At 63.0% G+C, this 15,683-nt stretch carries 15 protein-coding genes; 11 read left to right on the top strand and 4 right to left on the bottom strand.

Going from position 1 to position 15,683, the window contains the following annotated elements; genetic code table 11:
• The first annotated feature begins 10 nt into the window (after window positions 1-10).
• Window positions 11-1,141, top strand: coding sequence for a DUF2336 domain-containing protein (locus CN933_RS27330; protein ID WP_018097826.1), 1,131 nt, complete (start codon window positions 11-13; stop codon window positions 1,139-1,141).
• A gap of 15 nt (window positions 1,142-1,156) precedes the next feature.
• On the opposite strand, the gene CN933_RS27325 is transcribed toward CN933_RS27330, so the two are convergent.
• Window positions 1,157-1,588, bottom strand: coding sequence for a hypothetical protein (locus tag CN933_RS27325; protein ID WP_018097825.1), 432 nt, complete (start codon window positions 1,586-1,588; stop codon window positions 1,157-1,159).
• A 272-nt stretch (window positions 1,589-1,860) separates the two neighbouring features.
• Between CN933_RS27325 and CN933_RS27320 the strand changes: the two genes are divergently transcribed.
• A complete protein-coding gene (locus tag CN933_RS27320; RefSeq protein ID WP_018097824.1) occupies window positions 1,861-2,331 on the top strand; it encodes a GNAT family N-acetyltransferase in 471 nt (156 codons plus the stop codon).
• A gap of 15 nt (window positions 2,332-2,346) precedes the next feature.
• Here CN933_RS27320 and parE read toward each other — a convergent pair whose 3' ends face one another.
• On the bottom strand, window positions 2,347-4,407 hold the full coding sequence (gene parE, locus CN933_RS27315) for a DNA topoisomerase IV subunit B (protein WP_018097823.1): 2,061 nt from the start codon (window positions 4,405-4,407) through the stop codon (window positions 2,347-2,349).
• A 192-nt stretch (window positions 4,408-4,599) separates the two neighbouring features.
• On the opposite strand from parE, the gene CN933_RS27310 reads away from it, so the two are divergent.
• Window positions 4,600-5,535, top strand: a complete 936-nt coding sequence (locus tag CN933_RS27310; protein WP_180980825.1) for an alpha/beta hydrolase — start codon at window positions 4,600-4,602, stop codon at window positions 5,533-5,535.
• Between the two features lie 147 nt (window positions 5,536-5,682).
• Entirely contained in the window at window positions 5,683-7,008 is a 1,326-nt protein-coding gene (locus CN933_RS27305; RefSeq protein ID WP_018097821.1) for an FAD-binding oxidoreductase, read from the top strand.
• Here CN933_RS27305 and CN933_RS27300 read toward each other — a convergent pair.
• Together CN933_RS27300 and CN933_RS27295 are read right to left on the bottom strand one after the other, a co-directional pair.
• Window positions 7,005-7,610, bottom strand: a complete 606-nt coding sequence (locus CN933_RS27300) for a YceI family protein (RefSeq protein WP_018097820.1) — start codon at window positions 7,608-7,610, stop codon at window positions 7,005-7,007. The genes CN933_RS27305 and CN933_RS27300 overlap by 4 nt on opposite strands.
• Window positions 7,607-8,230: a cytochrome b gene (locus CN933_RS27295; protein ID WP_018097819.1), complete on the bottom strand. Its 624-nt coding sequence runs from the start codon at window positions 8,228-8,230 to the stop codon at window positions 7,607-7,609. The genes CN933_RS27300 and CN933_RS27295 overlap by 4 nt, the downstream gene beginning before the upstream one ends.
• A gap of 257 nt (window positions 8,231-8,487) precedes the next feature.
• Here CN933_RS27295 and tpiA point away from each other — a divergent pair, with 257 nt between their 5' ends.
• The 7 genes from tpiA (at window position 8,488) to CN933_RS27260 (ending at window position 15,668) form a co-directional block, all read left to right on the top strand.
• Entirely contained in the window at window positions 8,488-9,258 is a 771-nt protein-coding gene (tpiA, locus tag CN933_RS27290; RefSeq protein ID WP_018097818.1) for a triose-phosphate isomerase, read from the top strand.
• Window positions 9,259-9,380: 122 nt separating this feature from the next.
• Complete coding sequence (gene secG / locus CN933_RS27285; protein ID WP_018097817.1) at window positions 9,381-9,866, top strand: preprotein translocase subunit SecG; 486 nt, start codon at window positions 9,381-9,383, stop codon at window positions 9,864-9,866.
• Window positions 9,867-10,000: 134 nt separating this feature from the next.
• On the top strand, window positions 10,001-11,638 hold the full coding sequence (pyrG, locus tag CN933_RS27280; protein ID WP_164866966.1) for a CTP synthase: 1,638 nt from the start codon (window positions 10,001-10,003) through the stop codon (window positions 11,636-11,638).
• Between the two features lie 151 nt (window positions 11,639-11,789).
• Window positions 11,790-12,680, top strand: coding sequence for a VOC family protein (locus tag CN933_RS27275; RefSeq protein ID WP_018097814.1), 891 nt, complete (start codon window positions 11,790-11,792; stop codon window positions 12,678-12,680).
• Entirely contained in the window at window positions 12,680-13,522 is an 843-nt protein-coding gene (gene kdsA, locus CN933_RS27270) for a 3-deoxy-8-phosphooctulonate synthase (protein ID WP_018097813.1), read from the top strand. The genes CN933_RS27275 and kdsA overlap by 1 nt, the downstream gene beginning before the upstream one ends.
• 135 nt (window positions 13,523-13,657) lie before the next feature.
• Window positions 13,658-14,932: a phosphopyruvate hydratase gene (gene eno / locus CN933_RS27265; RefSeq protein WP_010969226.1), complete on the top strand. Its 1,275-nt coding sequence runs from the start codon at window positions 13,658-13,660 to the stop codon at window positions 14,930-14,932.
• A 415-nt stretch (window positions 14,933-15,347) separates the two neighbouring features.
• Window positions 15,348-15,668, top strand: a complete 321-nt coding sequence (locus tag CN933_RS27260) for an FtsB family cell division protein (RefSeq protein WP_018097812.1) — start codon at window positions 15,348-15,350, stop codon at window positions 15,666-15,668.
• Window positions 15,669-15,683 lie beyond the last annotated feature (15 nt).

The raw sequence follows: 15,683 nt of genomic DNA, 5'->3' as shown, positions 1-15,683 counted from the left end.
TGGGGCATAGGTGATCATACAAGCATTTCTTCGCTGGGTGGAAACGGCGAAAGGCAGCGAACGTGCCGGTGCTGCCAGTGCGCTTGGTCGCGCCTATGCTGAAGCCGCTGTGAACGGCATCGATCGGCGAGCGGCCGAAATGGCCATGACCTTTCTCCTCGACGATCCTTCGCCCAAGGTGCGTCGATCTCTTGCCGAGGCGCTGGCCGATTGCCCGATTGTACCGCGCTCGATCATCAAGGCGCTTGCGCAGGATCAGCCCGAGATCGCCTACGTCACCATTTCCCGCTCTCCCGTCCTGAACGACGAAGATCTTGTCGACATGACGGCGGACGGCGGCGCGGAGCTGCGGGCGATGATCGCCTCCCGTAGCGCCGTCTCATGCGCGGTTGCGGCTGCGATCGCCGAGATTGGCGGCGAGGAAGAGGTGCTCATTCTGTTGGAAAACCCGGGGGCCAGACTTTCTCCGGGCTCGTTGCGGCGAATAGCCGACCGCCTCGGCGATAGCGTGGCCGCCCGTGGCCTGTTGCTCGAGCGTCATGATCTGCCGAGCGACGCGCGCCAGATACTCGCCGAAAAAGTCGGCGCGGCGCTTGCGGCCTCCGACCTGGTACGCGCCGTTGTGGGCGAGGAGCGGGCACAGCGTGTCGTGCGGGAGTCTTGCGATGCGGCAGCGCTGACGCTTTCCTCGGCCTCCGCGAGGGAGGAATTGCAGCGGATGGTTGCCGGTCTCCGCAAAGCCGGCCGCCTGACGCCGGCTCTGCTGTTGACGGCGCTTTGCAGCGGCAGGACGGAGTTTTTTTCCGCGGCGATCGTGGATCTGTCCGGAGTCCCGGAAAAGCGTGTCCGATCGATCCTTTCGGGCGGGCGGTTCCACTCGATCAGGGCTCTCCTCGAAACTGCGGGTCTTGGCCGTGAAGTAAGCGGAGTGTTTTCGGAGGCCGTATTGTTCTGCCAATGCGAGGCAGATGCGGATCACGATGGAGTCTCGCCCTCCGTGGCCGCCAGACTTTCGAATCGCCTTCGCCGCCGAAGCCGCGGCGCATATCACGTCGTCGCCGAACTGGCGGAACGGCTGGCTTTTGCCGAGCAGCGGCAGAGGGCGCGCGACTACGCGTCGCAATCCCGCCAGGCCGCGTAAGAGGACTTGATTACCTCAATTGCCGAATCGGCGCGCCACCCACGAATAGCCGTCTTCGACGTAGTGGACCGGTGCGCTGACGATCGCCTTCAGTTTCTCCCGGTCGGGTACCGCGCCGCTGATCAATGCCAAAGCGCGCCTCGGCAAGGTTGGTTCTCCGCCTTCCGCCGCTGGGGGTGTGTTTTGCTGCAGGCCCGGCTCGGTCGGAAGCGTTGCATTCATCTCCGGAACCGGCTCGGTTTCCGCCGTCATGCCCGGCCCTGAGCTCTCGCACACGGCCACCACGACCGGGTAGCTCCTGTCGGAGAACCGCGGCAGTTCCTTTTGCGATTCCGCGTCGCACTGCACGATCGACGGCCAGTCGCCGTTCACGGTCGAGATGTAATGGCATTGGGTCACGTTGTCGTCGCAACCGAGAATGGTCATGACGATCAGGGCGGCTTTCATGGTCACTTCTTCCGTTCAGATGATGGCGACTCCCTGTTTATGGCCGTCCGATTCTTTCCAAAGAAGGGCAAAGGCCGGCCGGGCCTGAAACAAATTGTTTCTCCCCGTCACGCGGATTGATTGTGATAGCTGCGAACTTGCGTCGTTTGGCGTATTGGTCCCGGCGTCCTTCGGCGTTAGAGCGTTGGAACCGGGCGCTTCCGGGGCGGGACCGAATCGATTCCTTTGGAAGCTCACATCCAGCTTACGATCGTGCATGGGGAGAGACTGAAATGACCGCCGTAACCATCGCCGAAGAGTCGCCGCGCCAGCCGGCCGTCATCCGCCTGCTCGAATTGTCCGACGCCTATGCGGCATCGCTCTATCCGGCCGAAAGCAATCATCTGGTCGATCTGTCTCAGTTGGAGCAGCCGGCCGTATCCTTTTTCGTCGCTCGACGTGACGGCGAAATCGTCGGCTGCTGTGGCCTCGTCGAAGCAGGCGACGGTACGGCCGAGATCAAGCGGATGTTCATCGACCCGGAGGCGAGGGGGCTGAAGATTGGCAAGCTGCTCATATCGGCCCTTGAAGCCAAAGCGGCAAAGCTCGGTCTGACGGCGATCCGTCTTGAGACCGGCATCCATCAGCCGGAAGCGATCGGCCTGTACAGGGCATCCGGCTACGTGGAGCGCCCGCCCTTCGGCACCTATCTGCCGGATCCGCTGAGCCTATTCATGGAAAAACCGGTTCGGCAGGAGCCGTGAGGGCGATCACGCGTTTCAGATATCCAGGTTGTCCGCAAAAACGGCGCGCTCCTGGATGAAACGGAAGCGGGCCTCGGCTTTCGTTCCCATCAGGCTGTCGACGGCATCGCGGGTACCCTCGAAGTCGACATCGTCGATTTCGACCTTGAGGAGCGTCCGCTTGGCCGGGTCCATCGTGGTTTCCTTGAGCTGCGCGGGCAGCATCTCGCCGAGGCCTTTGAACCGCCCGAGTTCGACTTTGCCGCGGCCATTGAACTCCGTCCGCATCAGCTCTTCGCGATGCGCGTCGTCGCGGGCATAAAGCGTCTTGGAACCCTGGCTCAGGCGATAGAGCGGCGGCACGGCGAGATAGAGATGGCCGCCGCGAATCAGCTCCGGCATTTCCTGGTAGAAGAAGGTGATCAGAAGAGATGCGATGTGCGCACCGTCGACGTCGGCGTCGGTCATGATGATGATGCGCTCGTAGCGCAGGTCCTCTTCGCGATACTTCGAGCGCGTGCCGCAGCCGAGCGCCTGGACGAGATCGCCGATCTGCTGATTGGCACCGAGCTTCTCCCGGCCGGCGCTGGCGACGTTGAGAATCTTGCCGCGCAGCGGCAGGATCGCCTGGTTGGCGCGGTTGCGCGCCTGTTTGGCCGATCCGCCGGCCGAGTCCCCTTCGACGATGAAGAGTTCGGCACCTTCCGCCGTATTCTGGGCGCAGTCCGCGAGCTTGCCCGGCAGGCGCAGCTTGCGGACCGCCGTCTTGCGGCTGACTTCCTTTTCCTTGCGCCGCCGTACGCGCTCTTCGGCGCGCTCCACCACCCAGTCGAGAAGCTTGGCCGCCTCTGCCGGATTGTCGGCGAGGTAATGGTCGAAAGGATCGCGAAGCGCGTTTTCGACGATCCGCTGCGCCTCCACCGTTGCCAGCTTGTCCTTCGTCTGACCGACGAATTCCGGCTCGCGAATGAAGACCGAGAGCATGCCTGCCGCGGAGATCATGACATCGTCCGTGGTGACGATCGCAGCGCGCTTGTTCTGGGTGAGCTCGGCGTAGTTCTTGAGCCCCTTCGTCAGCGCAATGCGCAGGCCCGCCTCGTGCGTTCCCCCTTCGGGTGTCGGGATGGTGTTGCAGTAGGAATGGATCTGCTGATCGCCGCCATACCAGGTGACCGCCCATTCGAGCGAACCGTGGCCGCCGGACTTTTCCGATTTGCCGGCAAAAATCTCGCGGGTGACGGTGAATTCCTTGCCGAGCGTGGCGGCGAGATAGTCCTTGAGACCGCCGGGAAAATGAAACACGGCCCTGTCCGGGATTTCCGAACCTTCCGGCAGGAGCGCCGGATCGCAGGACCAGCGGATTTCGACGCCGCCGAAGAGATAGGCCTTGGAGCGGGCCATTCGGAAAAGCCGCGCCGGCTCGAAGCGGGCATGCGGTCCGAAGATCTGCGGGTCGGGGTGGAAGCGGACCCTGGTGCCGCGCCGGTTGTGTACGTCACCCAGGTCCTCCAGGCCGCCCTGCGCGATGCCGCGGGAGAAGCGCTGGCGATAGAGCCGGCGGTTGCGTGCAACCTCGACTTCAAGGTCGTCCGACAGTGCGTTGACCACCGAAACACCGACGCCGTGCAGGCCGCCGGAAGTCTCATAGGCCTTGCCGTCGAACTTGCCGCCGGCATGCAGCACCGTCATCACCACTTCGAGCGTCGACTTGCCGGGAAATTTCGGGTGGTTCTCGACCGGGATGCCGCGGCCGTTGTCGGTCACCGTCAGGTAGCCGTCGGCGTCCAGGCTCACATCGATGAAGTTGGCGTGCCCCGCGACCGCCTCGTCCATCGAGTTGTCGATGACCTCGGCGAACAGATGATGCAGCGCCTTTTCGTCGGTCCCGCCGATATACATGCCTGGACGGCGCCGGACCGGCTCCAGACCTTCCAGCACCTCGATTGCCGAAGCGTCGTAGTCGCTGCCGTCGCTCGTCTTGGGTGCGGGGCGCGGCGCTTCGTTACCGGCGACGGGGGCCGCGGGCTTGCGTGGCGCGGCATCCGCCGGCTTCGGCTGTTGGGGCATAGCGGAAAAAAGGTCGCTGCTGTCGTCCATGAAGCGTTCAGATCGTTCCTGTCTAAGTGTCGGCTAGGCCATAGCAAGACCGCGGCGCGGCCGCCATCCTTTGTCGCGCGAATCACCGGAATTCTGCCAGAGTCTCGCCGGAAGAGCGAACAAAAGGCGAATTTCGATGCCCCGGAGGAAGAAATACCCTTTAATGAGCCAGAATTGCCGCGCCAGTGTTGCTTGGCCGAGGCGCCGGTGGCAAGGCATGCGCCGAACGAGGGAGCCGATCGGGTGTCCATGTCCACAATTCTTTTCTCCATACGGCATCTGATCGGCGCGCTTCTTCTCGCGAGCCTTGCCGTTTCCGCAAGGGCCGAACCCCTTGAGCCCTACAAGGATGCGCTGTTTCGCTATAGCAAGCTGCTTCAGGAGGCGGATGGCGGCGACTTCCGCGTTGTCGACTACCAGGAGCTCCGCGACATCAACGAGCGCGACCAGATCCCCGAGCGGCGGGTGAAGCGCGCTTACGTGTCGCTCGGTGTCAAGAGCGTGCAGGTGAACGAGACGCTCGGTCTGGGCGAGCGGGGGCTTGAAGCCACCCGCGTCGGCCCCGATCGCGGCGCCGCATTCACCGTGATCTTCATCCATGGTCGCGGCGGCGACCGCCGTCTCGGTGCCAATGATTTCTCGTTCGGGGGCAATTTCAATCGCCTCAAAAATCTGACTGTCGTCAATGGCGGTACCTATTACGCTCCAAGCGTCAGGTCCTTCGATGCCGCGGGCGTAGCGGATATTTCGGCTCTGATCCGTTTCGCCGCGAAGCGCTCCGGCGGCCGGCCGGTGGTCCTTTCCTGTGCCTCCATGGGAAGCTTCATCTGCTGGGGCATAGCCCGCCAAGAGGCAACCGTCTCGGCCCTTGGCGGCATGATGATCATGGGCGGTCCAGCCGACCCCGACTTTCGCAAAAGTGCGGCCTACGGGGCGCGGCTGCCGATATTCTTCAGCCACGGCAGCCGCGACAGCGTCTATCCGGCCGAGTCCCAGATCGCGTTCTATCGCAGCCTCAGATCGAAGGACTATCCTGCCCGCTTCGTCCTGTTCGAAACAGGTTCGCATGGAACTCCGATCAGGATGACGGACTGGCGAGAGGCGCTGAACTGGATTCTCGACCGCTAGATCACGATGTTTTTAGGTCGGGTCGGCCTAAAAACATGAACGTGATCGATTCCAAGAAGTTGGAGCGGGATGCGGGCGGAAAACCGCACACACTTTTCCTCACCCCGCTCTAGACTAACGCGATCGGTTGTGGAGTTGACGGCGGCAATGAGGATGGACGATTCCGAGAACGCAGGGCGGTTTGGAAACCGCTCTCAACCGACCGTTTCACCCGATGACTACGAGGACGGCATGAGCTCGGTGGGGCCCATGGCGTTTCTTCCCGTGGGCAATGGCCTGAGCTATGGCGACGTTTGCCGCAATGAACTTGGGACCCTTATCGCAAGCAGGAGGCATAACCGCATCCTGTCTTTCGATCCGGGAAGTGGGACCATTCGCTGCGAGGCCGGCGCTATCCTTGCCGACCTGCTCGCGCGCGCCGTCCCGCACCGCTTTTTTCTTCCCGTGACGCCGGCGACGGGCCTCGTCACCGTCGGCGGTGCCGTCGCCAACGACGTCCACAGCGGCAATCACCATGCGCGCGGCTCCTTCGGCAATCACGTCCGGCGTCTGACCCTGCTGCGTTCGACGGGCGAACGCCTGGTCTGCTCGCCCGAGGAGAATGCAGAGCTCTTCGCTGCGACGATCGGCGGCCTGGGACTGACCGGGCTGATCCTCGACGTCGAGCTTCGGCTGATGAAGGTGCCGTCGCCGCATGTCCAGCGGCACGTGCATCGCTTCGACAGCCTCGATCGATATTTCACGCTGGCCGAACGAGCCGAAGAGGAGCACGAGTATTTCGTAGCCTGGGTCGACCAACTCGCGACGGGACGGCGCATGGGGAGGGGCGTGCTGTTCGCCGCGGATCACGCCGACGGCGCTTGCGAATATCCTGACATCCCGAAGGGGCCGAGGCTCGCCGTGCCTTTTTCTCCGCCCTTCAGTCTGTTCAACAGCGTGACGCTGAAACTGCTGAACGAATACCGCTTTCGCAAGCACGACCGTGGCGAGACCGTGTCGACGGAGACGTGGGCTTCCTACTTTCATCCTCTCGACGCGATCGGCGGGTGGCGCAGGCTCTACGGGCGGCGTGGACTCTGCCAGCATCAAAGCGTCTATCCCGTCGCGACCGCGCCGGAGACCACGGCGCGGTTGCTTGAAACAGCCCGCCGCGCCGGTCATGCGTCCGTAGGGACGAAGCTGCAGCGTTTCGGTGACATAGCCTCCCCGGGGCTTCTCTCCTTTGCGAGGCCGGGCTTCACCCTCACCATGGACTTTGCCGATCAAGGCGAGGCGACGGTCAAGCTGCTCGACGCTCTCGACGAGATTGCCGTTGTGGCCGGCGGTGCGGTCAATCCGTCCCAGGACTTCCGCATGAGCCCGGCCGTTTTCGAAGCATCATTTCCCGCCTGGAAAAGACTGGAGGCACTGCGCGATCCGGCAATGGTCTCGGACTTCTGGCGGCGCACGGCTTTGGCGCTTGGGCAAACCTAACGCTTCTGCCCCCTTATGTTCATGTCGAATTCCACGACATTGGAATAAATGGGCGTCCCGACGGTCATGCCGTAGGGCGAGCGACGGATACTGCCGCGGATCGTGAAGGAAATCGACCGCCTGTTCCAGTCGGTGAGCCTCACGTCGAAACGCTCCTTGCGGCTCTTGCCGCGGGCGGTCAGAACGCCCTCGATCGTTGCGGTGTCCGGGCCGGTCTGGCTGACGCCGGTAGAGTGGAAGGTCACGGTCTTGTGGTTGGCCGCATCGAACACTGCGCTGGAGCGCAGGAAGTCCTCGATCCTGCGCTCGGTGGACCTCACGCTCTCCGGAAAAAGCGTGAATTCCACGGAGGATCGCCCGATGTCATCGCCATCGATCCGGAATACGCCCGAGAATTTAGTGAAGCTGCCGGCAATGCCGCCGCTGCCACCCACTTGTCCGACGCTGAACTGGATACTCGAGGAGCTCGCGATGCGGTAGTTCCCGGCAGCATTCGCAAGTGCCGGCGCTTTCGCGCCCTCAACCGGCGTCCCTGCGAGGGTAAGGGCGAGAAGCGAAAGCGGCAGGGCCACTGCCATAGACTGCTTGCCTGGGCTGGTCATATGCGTTTCCTCTCGACAACGGTGTCGTCCTTCTCGGAAGTGCCGGCGGTGCTGCCGGTGCGCGGCATCCCGGAGCGAAGCATGCGGATGAGCACCAAGTCGCGCCGCACGAGATGGTGATAGAGTGCTGCCGCCGCGTGGATTGCGACCAAGCCAAGCGTCACATAGGCGAGCGTTGCATGGGCGAAGGCCCAGAACGCTTCCGAAGCCCCGGATTTCGGGAGCGGCAGATGCGGAATGACGATCAAGTTGAAATAAAAGCTCGGGATCGCCAGCGTCGAGACCGACACGACCGCCCAGCCGGACAGCGGCACGAGGAGTGCGAGCGCGATGAGCGACAGATGCGTGGCCCGCGCGGCCTTGTGCTCCATCGGGCCAAGGGTCGGAGAGGCGGCCGGACTGGTTTCCACGAGCCACCAGAGCATCCGAAACGCAGCCAGTCCCAGGGCCGTGAAGCCGAACGACTTGTGCCACTGGTAAAGCGAGAACTGCAGAGCCGGGTCGATCTCGATGCGCCGCATGACGATGCCGGCGAGGATAAGCCCGAGGATCAGAACGGCGATCGTCCAGTGAAGGGCGATCGTCACCGTTCCGAAACCGTTATCGCTGTTGCGCAGCATGGCAGTCTCCGACGCCCGGTGCGTACGTCTACGTGGCGGTAGAACGTCTCCGCCTTAGACGCCCACGGCGTCGTTTTTATTCGCTTTCGCCGGGACGATTTCCCATTGGCTCGAGCGCCGGCAACGCTGGTCGGGGTGGGCGGATTCGCCGAGCTCGGAGAGGCGACACCGAATAATCCGGCTGGTGCCTTTTTTTTACGCGAGCGATTTGCTACGCCGCTTGCCGAGACGAAGAGACCTGATCTGGAGGAGACCCCATGACGCCCGATATCCGCCCGCTCGTCGCCGGCAACTGGAAGATGAATGGAACCCGCGCGTCTCTCGATCAGATCAAGGCAATGGCCGAGGGTGTCAAAGGCGACCTTTCCGCGAGGGTGGACGCCCTGATCTGCCCGCCGGCCACATTGCTTTACGTTGCGACCGCGCTTTGCGACGACAGCCCTTTGATGATCGGGGCTCAGGACTGCCACCAGAAGCAGTCGGGAGCCCATACCGGCGAAGTCTCGGCTGAAATGGTCGCCGATTGTTTCGGCACTCATGTGATCGTCGGCCATTCCGAACGGCGCACCGATCATGGCGAAGGTGACGCACTGGTGCGTGCCAAGGCCGAGGCCGCGCATGGCGCGGATATCGTCGCGATCGTTTGCGTCGGTGAGACGGAACAGGAGCGCAAGGCCGGCCGGACGCTCGACATCCTGAAGCGCCAGCTCGCCGAGAGCCTCCCGGACCAGGCGACGTCCGAAAACACGGTGATCGCCTACGAACCCGTGTGGGCGATCGGCACCGGCCTGACGCCCACCGTGTCCGACGTCGAGGAGGCGCACGCCTTCATGCGCCGCGAGCTCGTCTCGCGCTTCGGCGCGGAAGGCGGCAAGATGCGCATCCTCTATGGAGGTTCCGTCAAGCCCTCGAATGCGAAGGAACTCATGGGCGTTGCCAATGTCGACGGCGCCCTGATCGGCGGCGCGAGCTTGAAAGCGGATGATTTCCTCGCCATCTACAGGGCCTATGAAGAATTGACTGCCTGATTGCCGCGGGACTTGGAATAGCTGGCGGCTTGGTATAAAGAGGCGCCAAATTTGACGCGGCCCCACGGTGAGGCCGGCGCCGTTCGATTCGCATGCCCCGCAGAGGGCAGGACTGGAAGCTGATGCAGACCATACTACTCGTCATCTATCTCATGGTGGTCGTCGCCCTGATCGGCGTCGTTCTCATTCAGCGTTCCGAAGGCGGCGGTCTCGGAATCGGCGGCGGCTCGGGCTTCATGTCTGCGCGTGGCACGGCCAATGCGCTGACCCGAACGACCGCCATTCTGGCCTTCCTTTTCTTCGCCCTGGCGCTGGCGATGGGCATTCTTTCGCGCTACGAGCCGCAGGCGACCGACATTCTCGACCGTATCCCGGGAACGAGCTCGAGCGGCGGCGTTCTCGATTCGCTCGGTGGCGGTCAGACCGCACCGGCCGGCGGAAACACCGAGACTCCGGCCAACGGCAACGGCGCCAACAACGCCGCCCCGGCAGGTGGTACTGCCGCGCCTCAGGCCCCGGCAGATGCCGCGCCTGCCGCTCCGGCTCCCGCGGCCCCGGCTGCTGGCGCCAACGGCAATACGGGATCGCAAGTTCCGAGCGGTCAGTAAGGCCGCAAATCAGAAGATCTGCCGGCGGATGGCTTCATCCGCCGGTTTTGTTTTGTGTGAAATCCGCCCTTCCGCACGGAAAATTCTGAAAGATGAATTTTTCGGTGGCGGAATCGTTTGTGAAAAGGTATCCGGTGACTCCCATGGCGCGATATGTATTCATCACTGGCGGCGTGGTCTCCTCCCTCGGAAAAGGCATCGCTGCGGCCGCTCTTGGAGCGTTGCTGCAGGCGCGTGGCTACCGTGTGAGGCTGCGCAAGCTCGATCCCTACCTGAACGTCGATCCGGGCACCATGAGCCCCACCCAGCACGGCGAGGTGTTCGTCACCGACGACGGCGCGGAGACGGATCTCGATCTCGGGCACTACGAGCGTTTCACGGGCCGCTCGGCGACCAAGACCGACAACATCACCACAGGGCGGATCTACAAGAACATTATCGACAAGGAGCGGCGCGGCGACTATCTCGGCGCGACGGTCCAGGTGATCCCGCACGTCACAAATGAAATCAAGAACTTCGTCACCGAAGGCAATGAGGACTACGATTTCGTCATCTGCGAAATCGGCGGCACCGTCGGCGATATCGAGGCGATGCCTTTCATGGAGGCGATCCGCCAGCTCGGCAACGACCTGCCGCGCGGGACCGCCGTCTACGTCCATTTGACGCTGATGCCCTACATTCCGGCCGCGGGCGAGCTGAAGACGAAGCCGACCCAGCATTCCGTGAAAGAACTGCAGGCGCTCGGCATTCACCCGGATATCCTGCTCGTGCGCGCCGACCGCGAAATTCCGGAAGCGGAACGCCGCAAGCTGTCGCTCTTCTGCAATGTCCGCCAGTCCGCGGTCATCCAGGCGCTCGACGTCGCTTCGATCTATGACGTGCCGATCGCCTATCACAAGGAAGGGCTCGACAACGAAGTGCTTGCCGCCTTCGGCATCGAGCCGGCGCCGAAGCCGCGCATGGAAGCCTGGGAAGACGTGGCGCACCGGATCCGCACCCCGGAAGGCGAGGTGACGATCGCGATCGTCGGAAAATATACCGGCCTGAAGGATGCCTATAAGTCGCTGATCGAGGCGCTCTACCATGGCGGCATCGCCAATCGCGTCAAGGTCAAGCTCGAATGGATCGAGTCGGAGGTCTTCGAAAAGGAGGACCCGGCGCCTTATCTGGAAAAGGTCCACGGCATTCTCGTTCCGGGCGGCTTCGGCGAACGCGGCTCGGAAGGCAAGATCAATGCGGCGCGCTTCGCCCGCGAGCGTAAGGTGCCCTATTTCGGCATCTGCTTCGGCATGCAGATGGCCGTCGTAGAAGCGGCGCGCAATCTCGCCGGTATCGAAAAGGCGTCCTCGACGGAGTTCGGCCCGACCAAGGAGCCGGTCGTCGGCCTGATGACCGAGTGGGTGAAGGGCAATGAACTCGAGAAGCGGTCGGCCGCGGGCGATCTCGGCGGCACCATGCGCCTCGGCGCCTATCGCGCGGCCTTGAAGCCCGACACCAAGATCGCCGCGATCTATGGGTCGCCCGATATTTCCGAGCGTCATCGCCACCGCTACGAGGTCAATGTAGATTATAAGAGCCGCCTGGAATCCTGCGGCCTGATCTTCTCCGGCATGTCCCCGGATGGCGTTCTGCCGGAGACGATCGAGTATCCCGACCATCCCTGGTTCATCGGCGTTCAGTACCATCCGGAACTGAAGTCGCGTCCGCTCGATCCGCACCCGCTCTTTTCGAGCTTCATCGAGGCAGCGCTCGAACAGTCCCGGCTCGTGTAGCCGGGTCGCCGAACGGGCAATCACTTCTGCGGCCGCCTGCAAGAGGCGGCCGTTCGCATTTCCGGTCACGGTTCCTGGCGCCCGCCGCCGCGCTTGCAATCGGCGGTCAAAAGTTGCAAACAGCGGCAAACCGGTCATCAGGGAATCCGCCATGAGCCAATCCAAGCGAACCGCCCGCCCGCTCGATCATCTCGTGCTGCCGGTGGCCGATCTCGCGCGGACGAGGCAGCGCCTGGCGGCGCTCGGCTTCACGGTTGCCGATGAGGCACGCCACCCGTTCGGCACCGCAAATGCCTGCGTCTTCTTCTCGGATAACACCTATCTGGAGCCGCTCGCCGTCGCTTCGCGGGAAGAGTGCGAGGCAGCCGCGCTTGAGGGCAACGCCTTCGTGGCGCGTGACCAGGCTTTTCGCTTTCGCCAGGGGGCCGAGGGTCTGTCGGCCGTCGTGCTCGGGACGCCGGACGCTGCCGAAGATCACATCCGGTTCCGCTCCCGCGGCATTTCCGGCGGCGAAATGCTCGAATTCTCACGGCCTATGCGGCTGCCCGACGGGCGCGAAGGGCTCGGTTCCTTCCGGCTTTCCTTTGCAGCGGATCTGCGTTCGCCGGACTTTTTCCTTTTTGCCTGTCAGCGCCTGCGTGCGCTGCCGGTCGACAGCAGCTCGCTTCACCGCCATGGAAACGGCGTGCTCGGCATTGCCGAGGTCGTGCTTTCGGAGCAGAACCCGACGGACTTCCAGTATCTTCTGCAGGAAGCCGTGGACGAGCGCGAGGTCTCGGCCCATTCCTTCGGCATGGACATCCAGGCGGGCAGTGCCAAAATCAGCGTCCTGACCCCGGCCGGCGTGCAGGCATTCTTCGGTCGCTCAATCGAGGGGGCAGAGCGCGGCTTGCGGGGTCGCGCCGTGGTCTTCCGCGTGAGCGATCTGGAGGCTACGCGGGCGCTGTTTGCGCAGAACGATATCGAATTCGCAGAAATGGGCGGACGCCTCATCGTTCCGGAAGCGCCGGGGCAGGGTGTAATCTTCGCCTTTGGAGGATGATGATGGAAACCAATTCAAGAGTCGTCGTCGGCGAAGGTGCCGGCCAGGTGGTGTTCTCGCAGAAGGAACGGCTGACACTGATCGCCGGACCGTGTCAGATGGAGAGCCGCGAACACGCCTTCACGATTGCGGGGGAGCTCGTCGAGCTCTGCAAATCGCTCGGGCTCGGACTCGTTTATAAATCTTCTTTCGACAAGGCGAACCGCACCTCGCTCTCCGGCAAGCGCGGCATCGGGCTCGACAAGGCGATGGAGGTCTTCGCCGACCTCAAGCGGGAGTTCGGTTTTCCGGTCCTGACGGACATCCATACGGAAGAGCAATGCGCTGCCGTGGCCGAGATCGTCGACATCCTGCAGATCCCGGCCTTTCTGTCACGGCAGACGGATCTGCTCGTCGCCGCGGCGAAGACGGGGCGGGCGATCAACGTCAAGAAGGGCCAGTTCCTCGCCCCTTGGGACATGAAAAATGTCCTTGCCAAGTTCACCGAGAGCGGCAACCCGAACGTGCTCCTCTGCGAGCGCGGCGCTTCCTTCGGCTATAATACGCTGGTCTCCGACATGCGCTCGCTGCCGATCATGGCGGCACTCGGCGCTCCGGTGGTCTTCGATGCGACCCATTCCGTGCAGCAGCCGGGCGGTCAGGGAGGCTCCACGGGCGGCCAGCGTGAGTTCGTCGAGACATTGGCGCGCGCGGCCGTCGCCGTCGGTGTCGCCGGCGTCTTCGTAGAGACCCACGAGGATCCCGACAACGCGCCTTCCGACGGTCCGAACATGGTGCCGCTGAAGGACATGCCGCGGCTGCTTGAAAAGCTGCTGGCCTTCGACGCCGTTGCGAAAGCGTGAGCCCCGGCTTCCCGCTTCGTGAATTTTTCATGAAGCGGGCCGGCGGCCGGATTTTGCAATCCCGGCGCCATTGTAATTTCGGGGCCGTGAATTAAGACAGGCCGACCATTATCATCGTCCATAAGGGAAGAGATCATGACTGCAATCATCGACATCATCGGCAGAGAGATACTCGACAGCCGCGGCAACCCGACCGTCGAGGTCGATGTCCATCTCGAGGATGGCAGTTTCGGTCGCGCGGCGGTTCCCTCGGGCGCCTCCACCGGTGCGCATGAAGCCGTCGAACTGCGCGATGGCGGCACGCGTTACCTCGGCAAGGGCGTCGAACGCGCCGTCGATGCGGTGAACGGCGAGATATTCGAAGCGATCGGCGGCCTCGACGCTGAAAACCAGATTCAGATCGACCGTACCATGATCGAGCTCGACGGCACGCCGAACAAGTCGCGCCTCGGCGCCAACGCCATTCTCGGCGTTTCGCTCGCCGTCGCCAAGGCCGCCGCGGAAGCCTCGGGCCTGCCGCTCTACCGCTATGTCGGCGGCCCGAATGCGCATCTTCTGCCCGTTCCGATGATGAACATCATCAATGGCGGCGCTCACGCCGACAATCCGATCGACTTCCAGGAATTCATGATCATGCCGGTCGGCGCCGAGACCCTGAAGGACGCCGTCCGCATGGGTTCGGAAGTCTTCCACACGCTGAAGAAGCAGCTTGCCGCGGACGGCCACAACACCAATGTCGGCGACGAAGGCGGCTTCGCGCCGGGCCTCGCTTCCGCGCCGGCAGCCCTCGACTTCATCATGAAGTCGATCGAGAAGGCCGGCTACAAACCGGGCGAGGACATGTATGTCGCTCTCGACTGCGCTTCGACCGAATTCTTCAAGGACGGCAAGTACGTCCTCGAGGGTGAGGGCCGTACGCTGGAGCCGGGCGCCATGGCCGAGTATCTCGCCGAGCTCGCCGGCAAATATCCGATCATCTCGATCGAGGACGGCATGGCTGAAGACGATTGGGACGGCTGGAAATCCTTGACCGACCTCGTCGGCAACAAGTGCCAGCTCGTCGGCGACGACCTGTTCGTGACCAATTCTGCGCGCCTGCGCGACGGCATCAAGATGGGCGTCGCGAACTCCATCCTCGTCAAGGTCAACCAGATCGGGTCGCTTTCGGAAACGCTCGACGCGGTCGAGACCGCGCACAAGGCGCGTTACACCGCCGTCATGTCGCACCGCTCCGGCGAGACCGAGGATTCGACGATTGCCGACCTTGCGGTCGCCACCAATTGCGGTCAGATCAAGACCGGCTCGCTCGCACGTTCCGACCGGCTCGCCAAGTACAACCAGCTGATCCGTATCGAAGAGCAGCTCGGCCCGCAGGCGCAATATGCCGGCCGCTCCGTGTTGCGCGGTTGATTGAAAGGCGGGGGCATCTGATCCTCTCGCGGGACGATTGCCCTGGGGCAGACGATAAACGTTTGACCTTCGCATGCCCAAAACTGCTACGGGTTCTCCCCCCTTGTGGGGGGAGACGACAAGCGGCCTGACCAGTCGGTTTCTCTCCGTAGCAACGGTTCCGCCAGAGGAGCAGCCCTGGCGGTTTGACGGGGAGAAGGGAAAAGCGGCGGCGCTACGAGTCTCCTTCGCCCCGCTTGCGAGCCGACCGCTCCGTCCTCCGAGTTCTCTTTCCATTCGCAAATTGCTTATGGTCAACCGTCGGTTAATCACTCGACGCTAGTCTTCATCTCCGTACTGCGTATTGGAGCGGGCGCGGGACAATGGTTTGCAGTATCTCCTGCAGCCCGCGCCAACTCAATTCAGGGCATGAGCGATGTGGACACGGCATCATAAGAAGCGGAGACTGGGGCGATTGGTGGTGCCGTTGCTGGCGGTCGCCTTCCTTTCCTATTTCGGCTATCATTCGATCCATGGCGGTTATGGTCTGGAGGCGACGAAGGAGTTTGACCGTCAGATTGCCGAGCGGCAGGCACGGCTGGACGAGCTCACTCAGACGCGAAAAATCCTGGAAAAGGAAGTCGAGCTGATGAGCGACGGTTCGCTCGAGAGAGACATGCTGGATGAGAAGGCTCGCCTCGCGCTCAACATGTCGCGCAGCGACGAGATCGTTATTTTCCACCATTCTGAGGATTAGCCTGAAATGGGTTAA

This window comes from Sinorhizobium sp. M4_45 (genome assembly GCF_002885915.1).
Classification (GTDB): Bacteria; Pseudomonadota; Alphaproteobacteria; order Rhizobiales; family Rhizobiaceae; genus Sinorhizobium; species Sinorhizobium meliloti_A.
Note: the sequence above shows the minus strand (reverse complement) of the source record. Positions and strands in the feature narration are given on the sequence as shown.